Annotated in this window: 16 protein-coding genes and 1 pseudogene; 5 read left to right on the top strand and 12 right to left on the bottom strand. The window is 55.3% G+C overall.

The genetic code is table 11. The features are described from left to right. The first annotated feature begins 41 nt into the window (after positions 1-41). Positions 42-1,658, top strand: coding sequence for a GMC family oxidoreductase (locus BEK68_RS12085; RefSeq protein WP_004630278.1), 1,617 nt, complete (start codon positions 42-44; stop codon positions 1,656-1,658). Positions 1,659-1,948: 290 nt separating this feature from the next. Further along, positions 1,949-3,253, top strand: coding sequence for a spinster family MFS transporter (locus BEK68_RS12080; RefSeq protein ID WP_004630280.1), 1,305 nt, complete (start codon positions 1,949-1,951; stop codon positions 3,251-3,253). A 122-nt stretch (positions 3,254-3,375) separates the two neighbouring features. Here BEK68_RS12080 and BEK68_RS12075 read toward each other — a convergent pair whose 3' ends face one another. Beyond that, the gene (locus BEK68_RS12075; RefSeq protein ID WP_004630282.1) at positions 3,376-3,669 is read right to left on the bottom strand and encodes a hypothetical protein; all 294 of its coding nucleotides are present in this window, start codon (positions 3,667-3,669) and stop codon (positions 3,376-3,378) included. Positions 3,670-3,800: 131 nt separating this feature from the next. Here BEK68_RS12075 and BEK68_RS12070 point away from each other — a divergent pair, with 131 nt between their 5' ends. Beyond that, positions 3,801-4,712, top strand: a complete 912-nt coding sequence (locus BEK68_RS12070) for a LysR family transcriptional regulator (protein WP_004630283.1) — start codon at positions 3,801-3,803, stop codon at positions 4,710-4,712. A 17-nt stretch (positions 4,713-4,729) separates the two neighbouring features. Here BEK68_RS12070 and BEK68_RS12065 read toward each other — a convergent pair whose 3' ends face one another. The 7 genes and pseudogenes from BEK68_RS12065 to BEK68_RS12035 all read right to left on the bottom strand — a co-directional run bounded on the left by BEK68_RS12065 (position 4,730) and on the right by BEK68_RS12035 (position 13,496). After that, entirely contained in the window at positions 4,730-5,860 is a 1,131-nt protein-coding gene (locus BEK68_RS12065) for a hypothetical protein (RefSeq protein WP_004630284.1), read from the bottom strand. A 530-nt stretch (positions 5,861-6,390) separates the two neighbouring features. Next, positions 6,391-6,627, bottom strand: a pseudogene (locus BEK68_RS24890) (integrase core domain-containing protein); the annotation flags it as partial. A 30-nt stretch (positions 6,628-6,657) separates the two neighbouring features. Beyond that, complete coding sequence (locus tag BEK68_RS24885; protein ID WP_238563768.1) at positions 6,658-8,166, bottom strand: flavin monoamine oxidase family protein; 1,509 nt, start codon at positions 8,164-8,166, stop codon at positions 6,658-6,660. 145 nt (positions 8,167-8,311) lie between these two features. After that, positions 8,312-10,237 carry a flagellar hook-associated protein FlgK gene (gene flgK / locus BEK68_RS12050; protein ID WP_004630286.1) on the bottom strand — a complete coding sequence of 642 codons (1,926 nt, stop codon included), beginning with the start codon at positions 10,235-10,237 and terminating at the stop codon, positions 8,312-8,314. A gap of 42 nt (positions 10,238-10,279) precedes the next feature. Further along, positions 10,280-11,065, bottom strand: coding sequence for a flagellar basal-body rod protein FlgG (gene flgG / locus BEK68_RS12045; protein ID WP_004630287.1), 786 nt, complete (start codon positions 11,063-11,065; stop codon positions 10,280-10,282). 46 nt (positions 11,066-11,111) lie between these two features. Beyond that, a complete protein-coding gene (gene flgE, locus BEK68_RS12040; protein WP_004630288.1) occupies positions 11,112-12,317 on the bottom strand; it encodes a flagellar hook protein FlgE in 1,206 nt (401 codons plus the stop codon). A 357-nt stretch (positions 12,318-12,674) separates the two neighbouring features. Beyond that, the gene (locus tag BEK68_RS12035; RefSeq protein WP_004630289.1) at positions 12,675-13,496 is read right to left on the bottom strand and encodes a flagellin; all 822 of its coding nucleotides are present in this window, start codon (positions 13,494-13,496) and stop codon (positions 12,675-12,677) included. Positions 13,497-14,608: 1,112 nt separating this feature from the next. On the opposite strand from BEK68_RS12035, the gene BEK68_RS12030 reads away from it, so the two are divergent. Then, entirely contained in the window at positions 14,609-15,883 is a 1,275-nt protein-coding gene (locus BEK68_RS12030) for a flavin monoamine oxidase family protein (RefSeq protein WP_349289604.1), read from the top strand. 490 nt (positions 15,884-16,373) lie between these two features. On the opposite strand, the gene BEK68_RS24880 is transcribed toward BEK68_RS12030, so the two are convergent. The 4 genes from BEK68_RS24880 to BEK68_RS12020 all read right to left on the bottom strand — a co-directional run bounded on the left by BEK68_RS24880 (position 16,374) and on the right by BEK68_RS12020 (position 19,629). Further along, entirely contained in the window at positions 16,374-17,387 is a 1,014-nt protein-coding gene (locus tag BEK68_RS24880; protein WP_004630291.1) for a hypothetical protein, read from the bottom strand. A 9-nt stretch (positions 17,388-17,396) separates the two neighbouring features. Continuing rightward, on the bottom strand, positions 17,397-17,783 hold the full coding sequence (locus tag BEK68_RS25490; protein WP_137884644.1) for a hypothetical protein: 387 nt from the start codon (positions 17,781-17,783) through the stop codon (positions 17,397-17,399). A 1,001-nt stretch (positions 17,784-18,784) separates the two neighbouring features. Continuing rightward, complete coding sequence (locus BEK68_RS24875) at positions 18,785-19,324, bottom strand: SOS response-associated peptidase family protein (protein WP_167313371.1); 540 nt, start codon at positions 19,322-19,324, stop codon at positions 18,785-18,787. Beyond that, the gene (locus tag BEK68_RS12020) at positions 19,285-19,629 is read right to left on the bottom strand and encodes a hypothetical protein (protein ID WP_004630293.1); all 345 of its coding nucleotides are present in this window, start codon (positions 19,627-19,629) and stop codon (positions 19,285-19,287) included. The genes BEK68_RS24875 and BEK68_RS12020 overlap by 40 nt, the downstream gene beginning before the upstream one ends. A 1,196-nt stretch (positions 19,630-20,825) precedes the next feature. Between BEK68_RS12020 and BEK68_RS12015 the strand changes: the two genes are divergently transcribed. Further along, a complete protein-coding gene (locus BEK68_RS12015) occupies positions 20,826-21,596 on the top strand; it encodes a hypothetical protein (RefSeq protein ID WP_004630294.1) in 771 nt (256 codons plus the stop codon). The last annotated feature ends 44 nt before the right edge of the window (positions 21,597-21,640 follow it).

Raw genomic sequence — 21,640 nt, 5'->3', positions numbered from 1 at the left:
TGGTCCCCAATGCCCCTGCGCGTGGAGGCTGGAGTACAAGAATGAATGAGACAGATACGTTCGACTTCATCGTCGTCGGCGCGGGTTCCGCCGGCGCGGCGGCTGCGGTGCGCCTGGCACAAGCAGCAAAGCACCGGGTCCTGCTGCTGGAGGCAGGACCGCCCGACACTAGCTTCTGGTCGCGCATCCCGATCGGCGTCGGCACCTTGCTTGCCAAGGGCATCTATATTCGCGACTTCTTTACCGAGCCAGACCCGCAACTCAACAGCCGCCGAATCTACTGGCCGCGCGGTTGGGTGGTGGGAGGCTGTTCCACCGTCAACGGCATGATGTGGGTGCACGGCACGCCGCGCGAATATGACCTGTGGGCCCAGGATGGCTGCCCCGGCTGGGGCTGGGCCGACCTGGCACATTGGTTCCGCAAGATCGAGAACTATGCCAAGGGTGATCCGATGTATCGTGGACTGAACGGACCCGTTGGCGTCACGGAGTTCCAGCCGGTGGACGAAGGCCCCGACGCATTCCTCGACGCCTTGCAGGCATCCGGCGTGGGCAAGCGGGTCAGGGACTACAACGCCGGCGGGATCGGCGGCAGCTACGTTCAATTCAATACACGCCGGGGATTGCGCTCTAGCATGCGCGAGGCTTATCTCGATCCCAACAAGGGCCTGCCCAATCTGACGATCATGACGGGCGTGTTGGCCACGCGTGTGCTGACGCAGGGCAAACATGCCTGCGGCATCGTGGCGCGGGCCGAGGGGCGTGAGCTGACGCTGCATGCGCGCAAGGAGGTGATCCTGTGCGGCGGTACCTTCAATTCTGCGCAGCTACTGGAGCTGTCGGGCATCGGCCGGCGTGAAGTGCTGGATGCGGCAGGGATTCCGCTGTTGCACGAGCTACCTATGGTTGGCGAAAACCTCTCCGAACACGTCTACAGTCCGATCACGTTCCGGTGCAAGCCGGGCATCAGTTGGAACCGGAGGTTGAACAGCCCGATCGGGAAACTGCTGGATGGGGCGCGCTGGCTGCTCCGCCGTGACGGCCGATTGACCTCGGCGACCATGACTGCGCATGGATTCGTGCCGCACAACCCCGCCGACAACAATGCACAGATCAAACTGCAGCTCCAGCAAGCCAGTGCGCCAGGCAATCGCGGCAAGTCGATGACACGCCTGGACTCATTCGATGGCGTGACACTTGCGTCATTCCAAATCAGCCCCTATTCGCGCGGGTCGTGCCACATTGCCAATGCCGACCCGGCCGCCGCGCCAAAGCTGATATCTAACCATTTCACCGATCCGCGGGATATCGAAACCAGCCTGGTGGCGCTGCGCAAGCTGCGCCAAGTTGCCTCTGCTGCCCCACTGGCCCGTTGGCTGCTCGAAGAGCTGCGCCCCGGTCGTCGCGCAATGTCGGATGAGGCACTGATCGAGTACATGCGGGCGACCAGCGCTACGGCCTACCACCCAGTCGGTACCTGCAGGATGGGGGCTGACACCTCACAATCAGTGGTTGATCCGTGGCTGCGCGTACACGGGGTCAGCGGGCTGCGTGTCGCGGATTGCAGCATCATGCCCTCCATCGCGTCCACCAACACGAATGCGCTTGCCATCGTTATCGGCGAGCGCGTGGCCGAATTCGCATTGGCCGACGCCTGAATTTCGGCACCCATCCGGATAAGCAGTCCAGTACATGAGTAGCTGGCGCCAGATGAGCACAGCGTGAGATCGAGCCACTAGAGAGCCCTCAAGAGACCTGTCGAGGAGACCGCGAAGATGGTGGGAGTTCTGACAGCACAGGCCTTGCAGGCCGATACGACGTGTCGACCAACAAGCATGCCACCGCTGTCGCTATCGGCGAGCGCACGGTCCAGTTCATATTGCAAGAGGCGCTGTAGTGCGCGGTACGTTTGACAGACAACTTTCGGATCGTGCAAAAGGAGACGACGATGACTCAGAACGCGCTAGTTACCCAGCTTCCGCCAGACAAACTAGACGCGGACCGTTACCTGTACTCGAAAGCGCATGCTCACTGGACGCTGTTTGTGCTCTCAGTGCTGATGCTGTTCGACTATGTGGACCGTCAGGCCTTGTCATCGCTACTGCCTCTCGTTAAGCAAGAGTGGCGGTTGAACGACGCCCAGCTGGGCGCATTGGTGGCGGCCGTCAACGTGGCCATCGCACTGCTGGCCTTGCCCACCGCCATATGGGCTGATCGGTGGAGTCGAACCAAGAGCGCGGGGATCATGGCTGCGGTGTGGTCCATGGCCACTGCTGCGTGTGGCGTTGCGACCAACTTTGCACAGTTGCTCGCGGCACGCTTCCTCATCGGCACCGGCGAAGCGGGCTACACCGCAGCCGGCAACAGCTTGATCGCAGCCGCTTTCCCAAAGCGCTTACGGGGAACGATGATCGGCGTGTTCCAGTCGGTGGCGTTGTTTGGGTCGGTGCTTGGCGTGGCGCTAGGCGGAATCATCGGCGTCGCGCTTGGGTGGCGCTATGCCTTCGGATTGGTGGCCGTACCTGGCCTACTCTTCGCCGTGCTGATGTTCTTCGTGCGCGATTACGAGAACCCGCCACTTGCCACAGAGCAGATGAACTCGAACCGGTTCTCTCAGTGGAGTGGCTACTTGAAGGAGATGTTTCGCAAGCCAGTTCTTTGGCTCGTGTACTTGGGCAGTGCGATTCAATTCTTTGTGATCGCCACCATCGGCAACTGGATGCCTAGCTTTTTCAACCGTGTCTACGGACTGCCAGCAGACCAGGCTGGTGTGCGATCAGCTCTCTTGGCGCTGTGTTCCGCATTTGGTGTAATGGTTGGCGGCTGGTTTGCCGACCGAGTAATCGCCGGCAATCCATGTCGCCGCCTGTGGCTACCGGGTGTCTTCTCGGTGTTGACCGCCACGTTGTTTGTTGCGGCCTTTCTACAGCCTCCCGGCGTGGTGCAACAAGGGTTGCTTGTCCTTGGCGACTTCGTAATAGTGGCCCTCATCAGTCCGGTGATCACTGTGATTCAGGAGCTCGTGCCGCCGGCGATGCGCACAACATCCACCGGTGCGATGGTCACCTGCAACAACCTTTTCGGCATGGCGTTGGGCCCACTGGTGCTGGGCGCACTATCGGACAGGTTTGATCTACCCACCGCGATGCTGCTGGTGTCCTTCGCGCCCATTCTTGCCGCCGCCGCCTTTTTCGGGGCTGTCCCGCTGTATGCCCGGGAGTTCGGTGCCAAGGCCGCCATACTGAGTCCTTGAACAACAGGTCCGGTTCTCGCAGTTGAACATCGGAGAACGGCTGCTTCACGTCGTTTCACGTGGAATGCAACGGTTTCCTTTCTGCATAGCCGGATCGAAGGGATGCAGACAGATGCCGCTGCCTACTCTTTCGTTTGCCCTTGGGCTTGGCCGTGCCCGGCGAGATCGCCCTGGACGCGCAGCGCCATCATCTCGATGACCATCGCAGTGGCCGCCAGTCCCGACGCGATCGCGTCAATCGCAATGTGGGGTAACTGGTGCAGGTCTATGCTGGCGTCCGTGGTTTTGAGCGGGGCTTTACGATCTGCAGAGTCGTCATGCTGGCCGGTGCGGGAGTATGTGCGCTGGGACAGAATCCCGCGCGCTCGCTGCGCTGCATGTTGGCACGCTGAGGCCATGGTGTGATTACCGTCCATCCCGTCGCCGGGCCATGTTGAACGCGCACACGGCGCACATAGAAGCGAGATCATGCTGGTTTGCAGCATCCGAATCGCACTGGAAGCGGGACGAGGTAATCTAAGGCATTTCGTTGGTGCAGAGGCGGAAGATGGACGTTAATTGGCTCAAGGACTTGGTTGAAGTCGAATCGAAAGGCAACTTCAGCCGCGCCGCTCAAGCACGGAATGTTTCGGTCTCGTCGCTCTCGAGGCGCATCCAATTGCTAGAGGAATGGGCCAACCACCCTCTCGTGGATCGAACCTCGCACCCAATTCGGCTGACGGCCGCAGGTGAGGTACTGCTTCCCGTAGCGCAGGCTGTACTGAGCGAACTTGAGCGCGTGCGGACGCGACTGAATCCCGCTGCGCAGCGCTTGCCGGTGAGGTTTCTCGCGCCCAGCGCGGTCTCCGTAGCGGTCTTTCCACGTCTGCTGGCAGCGCTGCAGGGCGCATTGGGTGCGCTGCTGATCAACCTGATTCCTGACAACTTCCGGGAGGTGATCCGGCGCTTTGGTGCGGGGGAAGCCGAGTTTGCTCTCTATTACGTATGCGACGAGTTCGTACCGCGGCTGCCGATGGGACGCGGCGAGTCGGTGATGATCGCCCGTGATGTGCTGATTCCCGTGGCACGAAGCAACTCAGCACTGAAGGGTAGCCAAGCCAAGAGCGTTCGCGTTGTGGTCCTGGACGATGCTTCGTACCTCGGGCGCATCACCAAAGCCGCAATGTTGCGCCACCGCATCGAGTATGAAGTGGCACTCTCGGGAACGCAGATCTTGGCGATACGCCAGATCGTCATCGAAGGCGGTGGCATGGCGTGGCTTCCTGCCTCGCTGGTGGCTGAAGACCTGGAAGCGCACCGACTCGTGCGGGTCCGGCGGGATTTTCCGTCGATTCCCTTCACGATCCACGCGGCACGCCAACCGTTTCCTCTGAGCCCGGACCACGAAGCTGTTTGGGAAAAACTTAAGGAATTCGGGGAAGCAGGGCGCGTGCTGGACTTCGGAGAGGCGCTGCGCTGATATCCAGACCGGTGTTCCTATTCAGACAAACCGAGCGCGCGCGGGATCTCGTACATGTAAACAACCCGCTCCAGCGAGGTATCCAGCGAGACGGACAGTGGCTGGGCCTCGATCCTCTCGTACTGTGGGCGCCGCAGCCATATGCCCCCAGGCTCTTGCGTTGAGATGAGCCAGTCGGCGATCCGCATCGATAGATCGAAGTACCGGCGGTCCCCGCTCACGGCATACATCTCGGCCGCCCCCCATGCGACTTTCGCACTGGTGGCACTGTTGTAGATGTCTGGTTGGCAACGTCCCACGAGACCTCCGACACGATGCCCCAGCGTCAGCCATGCCTGATCGCCTGTGGCTCGAAACAGCTGCGCCAGGACGCGCATCGAAAAGCCAAGGAACCAGTAGATCTGTCCGCCCCGGTTCAACTCGATCGCAAGCAAACCATTGAGCTGCCCACCCTGGCCCTTTGATGCCTGTCGAATGCGCGACAGCACGGAACGCCCCCGCGCTAGCGCTGCCCATTCCTGCGGAACACGGCAGCCGTCGCGCATGGTCATGAACTTGAGCACTGTGGAGAGGCGCTCGGGCTCCAGCATTTGTCCGTCCCAGCTTTCGCGCAGCAGGACTCGGCCGTCCGCACCCGCAGCAGGACCAAACACGCGGTGGAACATCCGCGCCGCTTTGGTCGCCGCTTCGATGCGACCGGCAATCAGTAGAGCATTGACGACGCTGGCGGTGGTACCAATGTCCAGCATCCGGTGCATGGTGCTGGCGGTGTCGAAGTCCAGCACACCACCTCTTTCGGGGTGGATCTGTGATTCAAGAAAATCAAGAACGGGGCCGGAAACATCGTAGGCGCCGAGCTGGTGCGCTCCCCAGGCGATCCAGCCGTTGCGGTAGTTGGAACCCGGCGCCGGCGTGGGATCGCCCGCACCATAATGAAAATCGCCGTTGCGCAGAAAATGCCTGCACAGATGGCCCAGCACCTGATCAGCCTGGGCGCGGTGCCCCGCCGCAAGTAGCGCGATGGGCGCCTTGTAGTGCGCCCAGATTTCAGTGGCAGCGCCTTGGAACGCGCCGTTAGCGTCAAGCAGTTCAATCGCCCATTTTGATGTGCGAGCGCCGGCTTGGGAGAATGCGCTAAGACTTGCCATTAGTTCGCCTTAGAGACGGTATGTGAACGCATGAGGCGGCGGCGGTCCTGGTCCTCCAAGCGTACCGCTCGTCCAGCACGCTGGCCATCAAGAAGGATTGGGTTGCTGTAGAAATCAAGCCGCAAGAGTTCTGCGATGTCGCTTCGAGCAAAGTCTAAACTCAAGCGCTATGCTGGCCTCTCGTAATGAGCAAATCCTTTCGCAAAATGTGAAAGGTCGTGATTAGCATGTCCGCTCGTTCCGAGCACATTCCAGTGTCCGCGATAAGCGATAACAGTGTGCTGTCGATGATTGCGCTGCAGTCGGCAGAATCCAGTCTTTCGTACCGCACCGGCATGATCTCGCGCTCATGCAGAACGCACTCATCGATGCATGTATGCGGCAAGAAGGCATAGTAAATTGGAAATCTGCTGCTCAGGTTTCTCGCAGGCAGAACAAGACTCCGTATGACCTGACCCCACACCGGAATTAGTACCGCCCCGAGTAGAGATTTCCAGCGCCGTTGAGTCGTCCGTCGAGGCGCTTTCCCTTGCCTGAAGGGCGAATTCGGCGCGTGTCACCCACTGCAGTGCGGAGTGGGGACGGCTCTCGTTATAGTACTGTCGCCAGTCGGCGATTTTGCACCGAGCATCGTCCAAGGACAAGAACCGGTGTTCGTTCAGGCATTCCTGCTGGGACCGCCCGTTGAAGCTCTCCACCCTGGCATTGTCGGTCGGCGTGCCCGGCAGGCTGAAGTCGAGCTCGACGCCGTGCTCGTATGCCCACCGGGCCGTTACCAGAACGGCAGATGCACACGATCATAGATTGGATATCTTGTTCGCCTCACGAACTCCGCTCAGGTACGCGCCATGAACTGTTCCTCGATACTTCCTACTCGTGTGCTCTCCAGCGAAGAAGAGTCGATTGCCCACAGATTCCGCCATAACATCAAAATCAGACGATGATGTTCCGTTTGCTGCAAACGAGTAGGCGCCAAACGAGTTTATGTCACTACGCCAAGAAGTTCTTAGCATCGCTCGTGGATTATGGATCTCGTTACCATATATAGCTCTCAAGTTCCCCATTATTGCATCCAAAACCAATCTATCCGACATTCTTTCGGTAACGTCCGCGTAATCTCCAAAGGCGAATGTCATCAGTGATTTGGAAGATTGCGAGAATTTGTTGACATTGAGAAAATAATTAAATTTCCCGCGACTATCAGGAGTTACTCCAATATATTGCAACTCATCGTCCCAAAAAACTTCATCCCACATCAAGAGAAATTTGTTAACATTCCCCATTCCCATGCGAGATACCGCCTTCACCTTACTTAAAGGCAGGCCTGGAGTAAAACGAATGATATTATTCTTCAGGACCCCAAGCGGCACAGTAACGACTACGTAGCTAGCACGGTACGCCGCCCCACCCGCGACAGTGACTAAGGCTTCGGAGTCGGAATAATTCACCTCAACAACACGCGAATTATTTACAATCAAAATTCCTTTTGCCAAGAATTTTGCAATTGTGTCATAGCCATTTGTTATTATTACGTCATCACCCGAAAAATTCTCATCGTCATCAAAATACAACGATGATAGTTTTGATATATCGCCGCCAGAATTAAATTCAAGAAATGCAGAAAGCATGTACTTCCAAAGCCTATCATTAAGATATCCAGGATAATTTTTCCTAAATACATCCAAAAAACTATCATCGATATCACCCAGATCGGAAATCCGATCCAACACGTCGTTATATAAATCCTCCGCGCTGGAGATCCGGTCATCAGAATAGGCTCGCCCATCAAGATCGTAGACGACAACATTGTCGTCATCCGTCTCAAATGTCTTCGCACCTGCTCTACTTGCTAGAGTTGTGAGCGGATTGCCGTTTGGTCCGTGAATCCAACTCGCCCCTCGATCAAAAGGTACGCCGAGACTCCTGTCGGTTTGCAAACGGCCACCGACGCTGCTCTGCGACTCCAAGACCGTTACCGAGTATCCCTCGCGTACTAGTGAGTTTGCCGCAGCAAGGCCCGCGATGCCTGCGCCAATCACAATCACAGACTCCCCGCGTCGACTCGATGTTGACCTGCCGTCAACGGGTCTTGGCTTACCCACCGGTTTCTTTTCATCAGGTGCAGCAACCGCGTCACTTGAGGCGCCATTGATCGCGAACAGAATGGAGGACAACTCGGAAGGAGCAATTGCGCCCAGCGAAACGGAGCGCAAAAATTCTTTGATAAATTTCCTTTTCTGCATATCCCCCTCAACTCGCCAAATATTTTTCGCCATCAAACCAAAAGAATGGCAAATGGATTTCATTCGCTACAACAACAGGCAGACACATTAATTAATGTTGTCAATGAGCGCGAAAATTTAATTCGCTCAATCCACAGCGAAGAATCGCGATCCGACCAATGCAAATAATGCCAAGGCAATTAATTCCAAGGCCGGGCAAGGGAAATCCTTATCGGCCGTGCATTGATAACAAGGTATCAAAAAGCGAGTTCGCAGTCTGCATGACTTTTGCCGATGCTTGATAAGCTTTCTGATATTGCATCAATTTCATCGCCTCTTCATCGAGATTCACACCAGAAACCGCCTGTTGCTGCGACACCGCGCTTCTGTGCAGCACCGTCTGGGAGGTTAAGTTGCCAGCGGCTTGGTGAGCTTGAATGCCCACCTGCGTTACGAGGTTGTGCCAAGCCGCACCAACAGATACGGTACCGCCGTCAAGCAGGGAGGCGTTGCGTAGCTTGGCCAACGTGCTGGCGTTCCCACTGTCGGTGCTGTTGGCGACATTTGGCGACAGCTTGAACGTGTCGCCGTTGGCTGGCGCTCCCGTCATCATCATGTGGATGCCATTGAACGCGTACGTCGCTCCTTGCACATAGGGTGCCGAGCCGGCGTACGTGGTCGACTTGCCGTTAAATGTGACAGTCACACTTCCTGGGAAACCTGTGAGCGAGCCTCCAGCAGATGCGTTGTAGGTCAGCTTCACGGCCGCCGCGGGGAAGGCCACCACATTAATACCAACAGACGTCACAGCTCCACTACCCCTATTGTTGCCGCCGACATCTGCCACCACGGCAGATGAAGCCGCGATGGTCCTGTAGTCAGTGGTCAGCACTTTCATGGTGGCCGCCGCATTGGCTGTTGGGCGGACCAAGAACGAATCGCCGCTGTGCATCGTGCCCGACAGGTTCAACCTGATGCCGTCGACGGTGGCCGGCCAAGTCGTCACCACGGTGGCCTTTGAGCCATCTGGATAGCGTGAAACAGTATAGACACCGCCTTGATACCGGAGTTGGTAGTCATGGGCTGGTGTAGCGGTGGCATTGGTGATGCTGGCGGTAAGTGTGGCGCTGCCGCGGTTGTCGCTGCGGGGCATAACACTGGGGCCAGCGACCGAAAAGATGTCGCCGCCCATTTTTCCGTTGGCGTCCATGCCCAGCCTGCTTTGGGCGTTCACCTCGGCAGATATAGCTGCGGCCAACCGACCCACGCCGTTCTGCGCCTGAATAAGTGTTTTGCTGCGGAACTCCATCAGGCCGCCCAGGGCCCCTCCACCCAACTGCGCATCGTCAACGATGACCGTACCGGCGGGGCTCTTGTAGCCAACCGAAAGCTGAGATGGGTCGTACGGCGATGGCACCGTCGTCAACTCGAAACTCCGATTGCCTTGCACAAGTGCCTGCCCGTTTCCGACGTAGATGTTGTACTGGCCGTCGCTGGTCTCCACTGAACTCGCTTTGATCGATTGATTGAGCGTCTGCACTAGCTGGTCACGCTGGTCGCGCAGATCATTTGCGGGGGCGCCTGCAGAGCTCTCTGCCTTGACAATCTGGTCATTCAGCGAGGCGATCTGGCGCACGGCACCGTTAACAGCGCCAATCTGAGTTTGTACTTGGCTGTTGACCTGATCTGCCAGCGCGCTCGCTTGTTCGGCAATCAAGTTAAAGCGACTCTGCAAACCTGATATCGCACCTAGGAATACATGACGTGCTGTTGCATCCGATGGCTTGGAGACCAATCCGTCCGCAGCATCGAAGAAGCTTGTCAGTGCCGAACTAAGCCCACTGTTGCGGTCCGACATGAACTGACTTAGATTGCTCAGCAGGCTGTTGAGTTGGTTTGCTGAGCTAGCGGCCGCCTGACTACTCTGCACCTGCGCGGCCAGGAACTGATCGTAGATGCGCTTCACTGTGGCGACGTTCGCACCTTGCCCGAGATCGCCAACGCCACCGTAGTGTGGGGGATTCTCCGTTTGGACAACTTCTTGACGTGAATAGCCCGGCGTATTGACGTTGGCGATGTTACTGCCTATCACCTGCAGATGGATGCCAGCCGTGCGCAAGCCAGAAGCCCCGATGTTCAGAAGAGAAGAACTCATGTTTGCCTAGAAATGAATGCGCATCGTCGGAATCACGTTTCCTTATTTGAGTTGTGCTATCTTCTCAAGCATGCGGTCGGCTGTCTGCACAGCTTTGCTGTTGATCTCATACGCGCGTTGCGTTTGGATCAGCTGAATCATTTCCTCCACCACGTTCACATTGGACGTTTCAACATAGTTCTGGTGGAGCATGCCTAAACCATTGCCTCCTGGGACAGCTAGGTTTGCACCGCCCGAAGCTTCAGTCTCGGCATACAGGTTCTCTCCCAGACTACGCAAGCCGGCCGGATTGACGAAATTGGCGAGTTGAAACGCCCCCACTTGCGTTCGATTGACCATACCTGGCGTCGTAACCGTAACAACACCGTCTTTGCCAATCATCAAGCTCGTGGCATTGCGCGGCACCATCATGGCAGGCTGCACCAAATAGCCGCTTGAGGTCACGAGTTGCCCCTGCGCGCTGATCTGGAAGTTGCCGTCTCGTGTGTAGGCCAGCGTGCCGTCAGGTCTTTGCACTTGGAAGAAGCCATTGCCGTTGATGGCTACGTCCGTCGCATTGCCAGTTTTTGAAAGATTGCCTTGCGAATGCAAACGCGAGGTGGCCACAATCCGCGTGCCGGTACCGATCTGCATGCCCGAAGGCAACGCCGTTTGTTGTGACGACTGGGCCCCCGGCTCGCGCGCGTTCTGATACAGCAGGTCCTCGAACACGGCACGCGAGCGCTTGAAGCCCGTGGTATTAACGTTTGCCAGATTGTTGGAGACAACGTCTAGTTGCGTTTGTTGGGCCTCCATTCCAGTTTTTGAGATCCACAAAGAACGAATCATGCTTGGTCCTTTATAACCTACACACTACTACTCTAAGAAATATTGGTTAGCGAATACTAACCAGCGTCTGCAAAAGAGAATCCTCCGTTTTTATTGTTTGTGCGTTCGCTTGATACGAGCGCTGGGCCACAATCATGTTGACCAGCTCGACACTTAGATCCACATTCGATTGCTCTACTGCGGAAGACCTCAAAAGACCAAATGACCCCATACCCGGCGTTCCTAAGTTAGGCGACCCCGAATTTGCTGTCTCCACCCATTGATTGCCGCCAATATTCTGCAATCCCTCAGGGGCTTTAAAGTTTGCCATCGCGATTTGTCCAAACACGGCGCTTCGCCCGTTTGAGTACTGACCAGTAACAGTACCGTCGATTCCGACCGAATAGCTAGCCAAGCGCCCCGTCGCATAACCGTCTTGCTTAACCATCACGTCGTTGTAACCTCCCCCATACTGCGTTGTCCCGGCAAAATCGATGCTATTGATAGACATGCCGGGGAAAGACACCGCAATCTTGGTGGAGCCTGAGGTCAATTGCCCGTTGCTATTGAACGTTAGAGTTGTAACCGGATTGCCGCTGACAGGACTGGTGCCGTCCACCTGCGAATACACCTTCCAACCGGCACCCGTGCGGACGTAGTAGTTGGTCATCATGTGAGGTGCGCCAGTGCCGTCGTACACCTGTTCCGATACGGAATGGTTGAACGTCGCCGAGTTGGTTGGCGAGAACGGCGTAGCTCCCGGAACCGCCGCTGCCGCATTCAGATTGACACCAAATGCTGTGTTTCTTGTCGCTTGCGGTACCAGATCGTTTACGGGAATTCTGAGGTTTGTCAAAGCTGCGGTGTTCACCTTGCCGCTCGCATCTACACCGTAGCCAGTCAAATTTTGACCAGTGGCGGAGATAACGAAACCGTTCTTATCCGTCTGAAATTGGCCGTTGCGCGTATACGAAACTTGACCACTTGACGAATCAACCATGCGGTAGAAACCCATGCCATTGATTGCGATGTCGAGTGGGTTGCCGGTAACGGTAACGTTGCCCTGAGTAAACGATTGAGAAACTCTGGTCACACTTACACCCTGACCAATCTGATTGTCCGTAGCCCCCACCAAAGAGCGAGCGTATACATCACCGAATTGAACGGTCGATTTTTTGTAACCGACTGTATTTACGTTTGCAACGTTGCTACCAATGGAACTGAGGTTCTTTGATGCTGCATCGAGGCCGCTCAATCCTTGCTGAAATCCCATGACTCTCTCACTTTAGTTTGGATGATTGTTCTTCCCAACTCGGCACCAACTACCCACTAACATCTTCCGCATTCTTAAGTTTCGATGCTGCTTTTTAAGACATCGAGTTGAACACCCCAGGGGTCGCTCCGCGGTGGCCGGTATTGCTTGTGGCTTGCCTATCAAGTGGCCACAATGGGCAGCGTTCTTGAAGGGAAGGCGAAGGAATGCACGCTCGGACGGGCCGCACATCGCCAGCGATCGAATGCCTTGGCATGCTAAGGCTGCTATAGCCTCCCTTTCAATCCGGCACCCTAATGCACACCAACCGCGCTGATGATCCCGCAGGGACCACCAGCACTTCATCACGTCGTACGGTCAGCCTTTGAGAAGATTCAGAATGCTATTTGGGGCGGCATTGGCTTGTGCGAGCATTGCCGTGCCGGCTTGCTGTAGGATGTTTTGTCGGGTCATGTTCGATGTTTCAGCCGCGTAATCGGTATCGATCATGGTCGACTTTGCAGCCGCAAGCGCGGTGTTTGACGATGTCAACGTGCTGATCGTCGAGTTCAGTCCGCTTTGCTGAGCGCCAAGGTTGGCGCGTGCGGCCTTCAAGCTAACAAGGTCCGAGTCGATCTTCGACTGCGCAGCCGTAGCATTCGACGCCGAAGTAACACTTGTCCCGCTTAGCGTCCCAAAGCTCGACAAGTTGGCGTTGGAAATGGTCGCGACATCCGTTGTGGCGTTTTGCCCATACTGGAACGTGGTGGACGTCACCGTCCCGTCAAACAGCTTTGCGCCGTTGTAGTTCGCGTTCGACTGGATGTTCTTGTTGGCCGAAGCCAGCACTTGAAATTCCTTGTCAAGGTTGGCCTGATCAGTCGTCGACAGGCCACCGTTGTTGGCTTCAACGGCTAGCTGGCGCATGCGCTGCAGGTTGTTTTCAACCTGTCCCATGTACGAATCTGCCGTCTGCAAGTACGACAACGCATTGTTCGCGTTCTGAATACCCTGCGTTTGCGAGTTCAGCGTGGTGGTCAGGCTGCTGGCCACCGCGTAAGCGGCCGCGTCATCCTTGGCGCTATTCACACGCAGGCCCGTCGACAAACGCTGCAGAGAGGTTTCCAAAGCTGATCTGGATTGAGACAGTGCTTGTTGCGTCTGCAGAGATGAAACGTTGGTGTTGAGGCTAATAGGCATAGTAGATCCACCTTCTACATTAAAATTCAAAGTGACCAAGCGAAGACCCACTTCGCAGCAACATCGCATCACTTATCTTAGATGTGCCATGCACGCTAACGGTGGTGCCCGAGTAGCCTTGAGAAGATTTCTTTCATTCTCCTGATATCCAACATGTTTTTTCAAAACAATGAGAATCAAATTGACAAATGCACCAAATTTGTTCGTAATTCCTATGTAAATGAAAATATTCTCGAAAGAACAAGAGTGACATGCATACCAGCTCGCCTCTATGTGGCATGAACCCGCCTCCTCGAAATCGCCATAGATTGGTAGTCAATCTTCTTACTGTGGCTCTCTAGCGATACGAGCATTGAAATCGCCAAGCCTTGCCCATATGGCATCTACGTGCGGTAGTCAGGGGCTTTCTAGGACACGCTAGTGTCTACACGGCGGGCGCCGACGCTCTGGGGTGCCCGTAGCGCGATGGCCAAGTAAGGCCGACCTACAAACCGACTTCCTTGGCTGGCTCATCGATGGTGCGCGATGGTCCCCTCTGCATTCGGAAGCTCGAATGCCAGTGATGCAACTTGCGACGAGGCGCTCATAGCTCGCTCCTGGGCGTGTTCACGCGTGAGGATGATCATCACTGTGCACGATGAACCACAAATTCAATTAATTGGACGCCATCCAATAGACGATTTGAATAGAGAGCCCTTGCAAGTTCACCGATGAAAGGACTTCAAAAGGGGCCTGTGCTTTCCTAGCGCCCGCTATGAGGAAAAAGCATCCTCGTCTCGTGTTTCGGCCAAACAAATTGCCAAGGCAAAGTGTGCGAAATCTATGTTTGCCGTGGCAATGGAAAAGTACTTAGTTCTAAGAAATTTCAAAATTATATATAGTGCACTATCTGAACAATCAAATAAATGGGCGGGATGCCGAAGTGAGACGCGCCAGCAATCGTATTTGTTTTAAATAGATTAATTAACATTTTTAGAAATTTTCAATATGGATCGTCGTGATTTTCTGATCGCTACTGGGACGTTGCTTCTATCCGGTTGCGGCGGCGGGGAAGGTGATAGCCCCGCCAGCATAGGACCCACCCAACGTCCGCCGATGGGCGCACGGGCCGCATTCTCGTCATTGGGGCTGGTGTAGCCGGCCTCGCTGCCGCGAAAATGCTGAAAGAGGCAGGAAACGAAGTCGTTGTTCTTGAAGCCCGTGACCGCACCGGTGGCAGACTTTTCACAAACCGGAAATGGAGTGATGCACCCGTCGATCTGGGTGCATCTTGGATTCATGGCGACGACCAGCGCAATCCAATCGCGCAGCTCGCGCGCCAGATCGGGGCCCGCTTAACGACAACCGGCGCCAGAGACGCTGTGATATTTGACAGCGACGGTACAAAGCTCGATGCAAGTGCGACAGCACAGATTGCCTCGTTGAGGGCCGCAGTTCGTGGAGCAATTTCCCAGGCACAGGCTGCCGACAATGATGCTTCCGTACGCGATTCCGCCTATAGAGGTACGAACTACGCAAATCGCTCCGTCACAGATCAGCAACGCATTGATTTCTTGTTGAACTCGTCGATTGAGCATGAGTATGGGGGGGAAACAACGAGTCTTTCCACCTTCTGGTACGACAGCGGCAAACAATTCCCCGGCAACGAGGGACTATTCCTAGACGGATATGGAGTGCTAGTGGACAACCTAGCATCGGGGCTGGACATCCGCCTAGGTCACGTAGTCAACTCCATTTCGTACAACGCCGACACAGATGTCACGGTATCGACGTCCAAGGGCGTATTCGCAGGCAGGCGCGTTGTCGTTACATTACCGCTCGGTGTATTGCAGTCCGGCGCCGTCAGTTTCTCGCCCGAACTGCCTGCGGCAAAGCAAACCGCAATCGCCAAGTTGGGCATGGGGCTACTGAACAAGTGTTATCTGCGCTTCCCGTATTCATTCTGGGACGGAGGGCTCGATTGGATCAACTACGTTCCCGATCGTACAAGGTACGGTCGTTGGACTGAGTGGGTCAGCTTCACGCGCCCAACTGGGCAGCCCATCTTGCTGGGGTTCAACGCGGCAGCTTTCGGTCGAGAAATTGAAAGTTGGAGCGATAGCGCGATTGTCGCGGACGCTATGCTGACGCTTCGCAGAATGTATGGGCGCAATATTCCCGATCCAATTGATTCAATGATCACGCGCTGGAATGTCGATCCGTATGCAAGAGGATCCTATTCTTACAACCCACTTGGCTCCACTCCGCGGATGCGCACCGACCTGGCAAGCAATGTTGGCAACCGTCTTTTTTTCGCCGGGGAAGCCACCGACAGCTCATACTTTCAGACGGTACACGGTGCGTACTTATCTGGGATGCGAGCAGCGTCGGAGATTCTTGCGCTCTAAGAAACCTATCATCTGTAGGTAGAGCGGACGAGTGCAAGGCGCTGCGGCTTGAATGGGTGGCGCCTGCGTCTTAGCCTTGAGCATGAAAGGTGGTGTGACGAAGGTTATGACGCGGTCGTGCCGGAAGGCCGAAGCACGGCCTTTCGCCTGTCGTCAACTACCGTTATCAGGCCCAAGATTGCGGCCATCGCTGATCAAAAGAATGTGGCTTGTAGTTGCCGCTCCGCCCCGTCACAGCTGCGGAATGATCTCCATGGACAGTTGTTCTAGGCGATTTTCGATCGCACTTTGAACGGCTAGACCGTCTCGGCGCATTGCTTCGCTTTGCGCCCATCCGCTGCTTGGCCGTATTGCACGGCGGTAGTGGTTCTTGTGTGAGCTCTTCACACAGGCCCCTCCCTTCCTTTTGATTGTTTTACCGACACTGACCCTACACCGGAATTAGTACCGTCCAGAAGTGGAGATTTCCGGCGTCTGCCCGCGCCAAGTTCTAGGACGTTGTTGTTTGTTGGGTTCGGGTCGTACTCGTAGATTTCAAGGTAGCCATAGCCAGTCTTGTAGACAAACGTATCCCGTTTGTGTCGGTCCAAATTTCTAAGTTGGAGAAGCCGGCGTCCGACGCATCAATTATTCCATCGTGATTTGTATCCAACGCCGCTAAGGCAGAAAAACCATCTGTGCTCGCGTTTCCAAATAGCGCAGTGATGTTGTCAATTGTACCGCTGGCCCCCGGATTATCGACCAGAATCCCGGTTTGTGAGCCCACCCAACCGGTGTGAACCGCGAAGCCAGTGTTGTATAAATCGAAGTGTGCGTTTGATTGAGCCAATGGAATCAACTGCACCCCGTTTCCTGATAGATCTATAACCAATGGATCCACAAGGCTGCGGTTGAAGGCTGCCGCGACCGCCGCTGCATATGCAGCATCACATCTGCTCCCGACGAATGGGAACGGATTGCGAGGGCTAGGGATAAATGCGCCTCTCAGTATGTTGCTCGATGCAGGTGTCCAATATTTGCCGAGGACTCCATCGTTTAGAGGTGTGTCTATACCTGCTGCTGTAAGGGCAGTGTTTGCAATGGAATTTGAATTTTGCGTAAGTGGAGAATAAGGAAGATTCTCTGTTGCGAGCTCATTTTCCGCTGAAACTATTTGATTCCATTTGGTACTTAAGTCAGCACCGGATGCAACGACTTGGGATGGGTTGGGGTTGGCGGTGCTGCCCAGAAGTCTTGAAACATCCGCTGGATCAAAACTCGATAATGCTCCTGTGTTTGTGATTAGTGTTCCGTATGGCGATTGTCCATTCGTCATTGCGGCCCCGGACGCATTCGAGATGTTATCTAAATCTCCAGTTCCTGGCGCGGGTTGCGATGAAGGGGCCGCTGTCGCCATGAACTGATCGCCGTCGGAGTTCGTGTAAAGTAATGTCTCGTGATAGTAAGTGACGCCGTGAAAAACGCCGAGCGGCTCATATACAATCGATATCGTCTCGTTGGCCATTTTTCCCTCTCAGACGAAAGAGATGGTGATTTTTGCAGATATTTCTGCGATGCCGCTTGTGTAGTCACCGTGATTCTTTGGGGTCAAAAATACATAAACATCTGTTTTTTTTGGGAAGCTAGATTCCAACGGTGATATGGCCGCCACAACTGAATATCTGTCAGGGCGGTTTCCTACTGGATTTGGTCCTGGTCTCGGGCTAACTGTGAAGCCGGCATTTTTAAGTATTTCTTCTGCGGCATCAAAAGATGAGCCGATTGGTATATATTTTTCGATCAACGCAGATATGTCTGATTTATTGTTATGGGTGGATATTTTTCTTTCTTTTATTTTTTTATATTCAGCGTCAATTTCTTTCCGTAATTCGTGTCCGATGTGAGAATAGTCATTTTGCATGTGAGCATCCCCGGATCGGGTAACGGTTTGGCTATGCGATATTGACGGAGTGCTTGCGGCAACGATAAGAATTACTATTGCATTTGATATGCGTCGGAAAGTGTTTTTAATCATAATCCACGCCCTCATTTTTTGATAAGAAGAAATGTATGTTGAGGCGCATCAACTGACAGTCGGTCGCGCGGTGCAGAAGCAACTGCGCGGGAATGTGCTTGTTGAAATTAAGCAAGGCGACCTTTTATTTGCTCTTTTTCGATGAGGCCTCCTCCCAAGTGCGTACCGTGCTCTCGGTCTCTATAGCATTTTTCGCAAATGCTTTGGTATAGGCAGCGGTAGCGTGCGTCACTATCAGACTAAAGCACTAATGTGCCCGCGAATTTGGAGGACAAGAGTGGCGCACATTGAGAGGCTCAATTTTTTGTGGTCGTCGTACGGCAGCTCTCCAGCTTGAGTGTCGTATCTCTAATATCAGAATTAAAAAAGATTAATATCTTTTGCTGTATGCAGACTCGGTGACCGGCGCGGTCTAGGTTTGTCTGCACTCCCCTGTTCTTGCAAGGCCCGGGTAGTTCAGGGCGAGACTAGGCGTTGAGCGCAATCACCATGCTGCAGTGCAGCTTCCCCTTGGGGAGAAGGGGGCAGAGATGGCTATGCCGCTACTTATGACCCAGTGCACTGCATTTATGCGCAGTGGCGGTGGCCAAGAGCCTTCGGTGAGCGAGTTCGAGCCGGATGTAGCCGTAACCGTGGTGGTTCTTCCGCGAGTAGCGTTGTGTGCAAGGTAGACGCGGCGCTAGCGGTCCAAGTGGCTGCGCGAATCAAGATCAGCGCGAGCAGTCTGATCTGTTCTTTGGGGCGCTACGGCGAGTACGGCCAGCCCCATGTTGAGATGAAAAATTCGCAGTGGCTGTGAGCCGCAGCAAAGAGTGGTTGCCTGCTCAGCAAGCAGAAATGTCGCTGGCCGATCGAGCATTGCTGCCGGCGCTGGCCGTCACGCTGCCTCAACCCCCAGCGTTCAACGTCAGCATCGCGAACGCGTAGCGCGGCGGCCCACCGGTAGGCGACTCCCAAGTGCGCCAAATGCCTGCGATACCGAACTCGCTTTCGCCCTTAATCCAGATTTTGTGCCGTACGTTGTGGCCCGTTTCATAGCACGGCTCATAGACGGCGTCGACCGGCACGATGCAGAGATTGCAGGCCCGCCAATACTTCCCAAACATGCGATTGGTGCCGACTGTTTCCGCACGCGCATTCATGGGGTTGGGCATGCCTGCCGGAGCGTACTCGGCAGGTGCAAATCCGAAGTTTGCTACGATGCAGTCCTGAGTGTCGTCCTTGTTGATGAGGATGAGCGGCGAGTCATAGTCGGGGAATGTCTCGGGTGGGTACCCGCTTGGATTGGCAAGAATCGCGACCGCTTCCTGATTAAATAGCCTGTCAGGCGGGGGAGCACGTGGAGGCCGCTGTAAGCAGCGGCTTCTGCGTTGCCGTTTCGGTCGGATCACCAGCCAAGAATCTGCCGAGCCCGCTTCATTACCCAATCTTGCTCCGCCGGTGAGAAGTCCCACTCGCCTTGTTGCACCTTCAGCGCGAATCCCTTACGTGCGCGGGTTAGGCACCCCTCCTGAGTCAATGACGGATTTTCAGCAATCTTGCGCGCGCAGTAGCTGACGAACTGTTGTGCCAGGTCTTCACAGCATTCGTACCGCTCCAGCCACTCTTCTTCCGTGAGCCCGGTGATATAACGGCCGTTGATCTGCCGTACCAAGAGCTTGGGCTGCGCACCCGGCACGGAGCCCAATGGCGGTTGGCGCGGGAAGTCGGTCGGTACCGTTCGATTCGCCATGTCTCCTCCTATGACGAGCGGCTTTTTCGTCACTGCACCCGGGTCATTTAGCGAATAACGCTAGTTTTGCTGTACAGCAAAACTAGCTGGTGGAGCAAAAGTGCTCCTCTTGGCGCATTTCCTTCCTTGTGGCGTGGTCCGCGTACCGCCGTTGCTGTTGTGTTGTCCGAAACTTGTACGCGTTTTCAGGGTGCAGGCATCCCACCAAGTGGGCCTCTGCGCTCACGGTCCTTTTGCACAGGTATCGGCCACCCATGCTCAAACCGCATTCGTTCGTGGCGTGTATTTATACATACTATAACTTTCTGCGCTGAACGCTTCTACACAAGTTTCCCTTGAAACAAGCGTCTGACGGGCTATAACAGGAGTGTTGTTGGAGTGTAAAAATACATACCAATTGCTCCATCTGAAACGTCAGCTCAGAAGCCATCCATACCGGCTCCACGTACTTCATCCGTTGGAAGGAGTCATTGCCGGTACCTCACACCTTCAATCGACTGCATGCGACAAGCCGTTCGCACCGGTCGTTTCTCGAGCACTCCAGTTCGCCCCCTTCCAGCGCAAGGAGGGCTCCGGCGGCGCCGTGACAGAGCACTCGGCTGGCGTGGCTTGGGCCATTTCTTCGCCGAAAATACTATCGGCTGCTTCTGCTTAATAAAAATATTTTTTCTGAAGAAACTGCCGTAGCGAGCATGTAGTTAGTGCCCGCTTTCGTTGTGTTGATTGCCGTACCGGAGAAGAGATGAAATTGGCTACCATTTCACGTGGGGGCTAGAAACGTTGGGGAGATCGCGTAATGTGATCTTCCGGAGGCACTGGCCCGTCACGAACGTGATGCCACACCCCTCAGGGGCATCAATGGTGTTCTTGAAACCAAGTTGATTAGCTGAACGCGACTCGTGGAGTTAGCGCGCGGGAAGGAGCGGTAATGAGTTAAGTCAGAAGCCCCACGGCAGCTGCGGAGAAATAGCCGGAGAGTGCGGCGGCAGCTTTAAGTCAAACCAATCCCGAAATTAATCGGGAAGGGCGAGATTTTACCTGTGAATTTTCTCCGGGCTCGGCATTGGACCAGCGTTTATGGAAGCGCTGGATGGGTTCGTTCGTCCTCAAAAAGACGGGCCGGCTAGCGAGCGTTGAACTGGCGGACAAGCCTCGTATCGGCTTGCCCAGAAAGATAGTCAATTGTAGTTCAGATCATGCAAACCATTGAGCTCGATTTCACCGCAACGAGTCACGTGTCACGGCTTGACGCTGCATTCCGTATCCGGGGAACGCTGGAGTGGCAGCTTCGAGAGGAGTTCCTGAAAGGCGTCCAGCACGCATTTTCCCGCAGGCCCGATCTTGCCGCACGGCTGCATGGCGGCCGCATCGTTCGTTTGGGGAAACGTGGTGGGTCCCGTTCGTCCCTCTTTCCCAGCAAGAAGAACGCGGCAGCCTCCCATGTGGCGGTGTACATGCCGGTCGAGAGCCGACTAGAGCAGGCCTATGCGCTCTGCCTTGAGCGCCATCCGAGCGTCGTCGCGTACCGCACCCAAGCGATCTCAATTGAAATCCCGGGGGGACGAGCGCATTGGCCAGATTTTCTGATCCTCGATGATCGAGGTCGGATCTTTGTCCGGGAGGTGAAGCACAGCAAGAACTTCCTCACGGACGACTATCGCAGCAAGGTCGAGTGGGTTGACACATTCCTGTCCCGCGTCGGCGTTGACTACGCCCTCGTCGATCGCGACGAGTTGCCATCAGATCTCGCGCTACAGCACTTCAAGTCCATCCACCACAGCTACGCACGCATCCCCTCCAAGTTCGAGATCGAGCATGCGCTTGCAGCGATTCCTTCGCTGCTGCCATGCCCCTATCAGACGCTGGTCGAAGCACTCGGTGATGTCGCCAAACATCTGCTCTTCGTCGGCGTACTCAAGATCGATTGGGAGAAACCTTTCGATATGGGAGCAACGGTATGGAAATGACCACCTTCGGCAGAGCTGCCGGTAGCCGTGCAGACATTCAAGCG

The sequence above is a fragment of the Ralstonia pickettii genome (assembly GCF_001699815.1).
GTDB classification, from domain to species: domain Bacteria; phylum Pseudomonadota; class Gammaproteobacteria; order Burkholderiales; family Burkholderiaceae; genus Ralstonia; species Ralstonia thomasii.
This window is presented reverse-complemented; position numbering and strand designations above follow the sequence as displayed.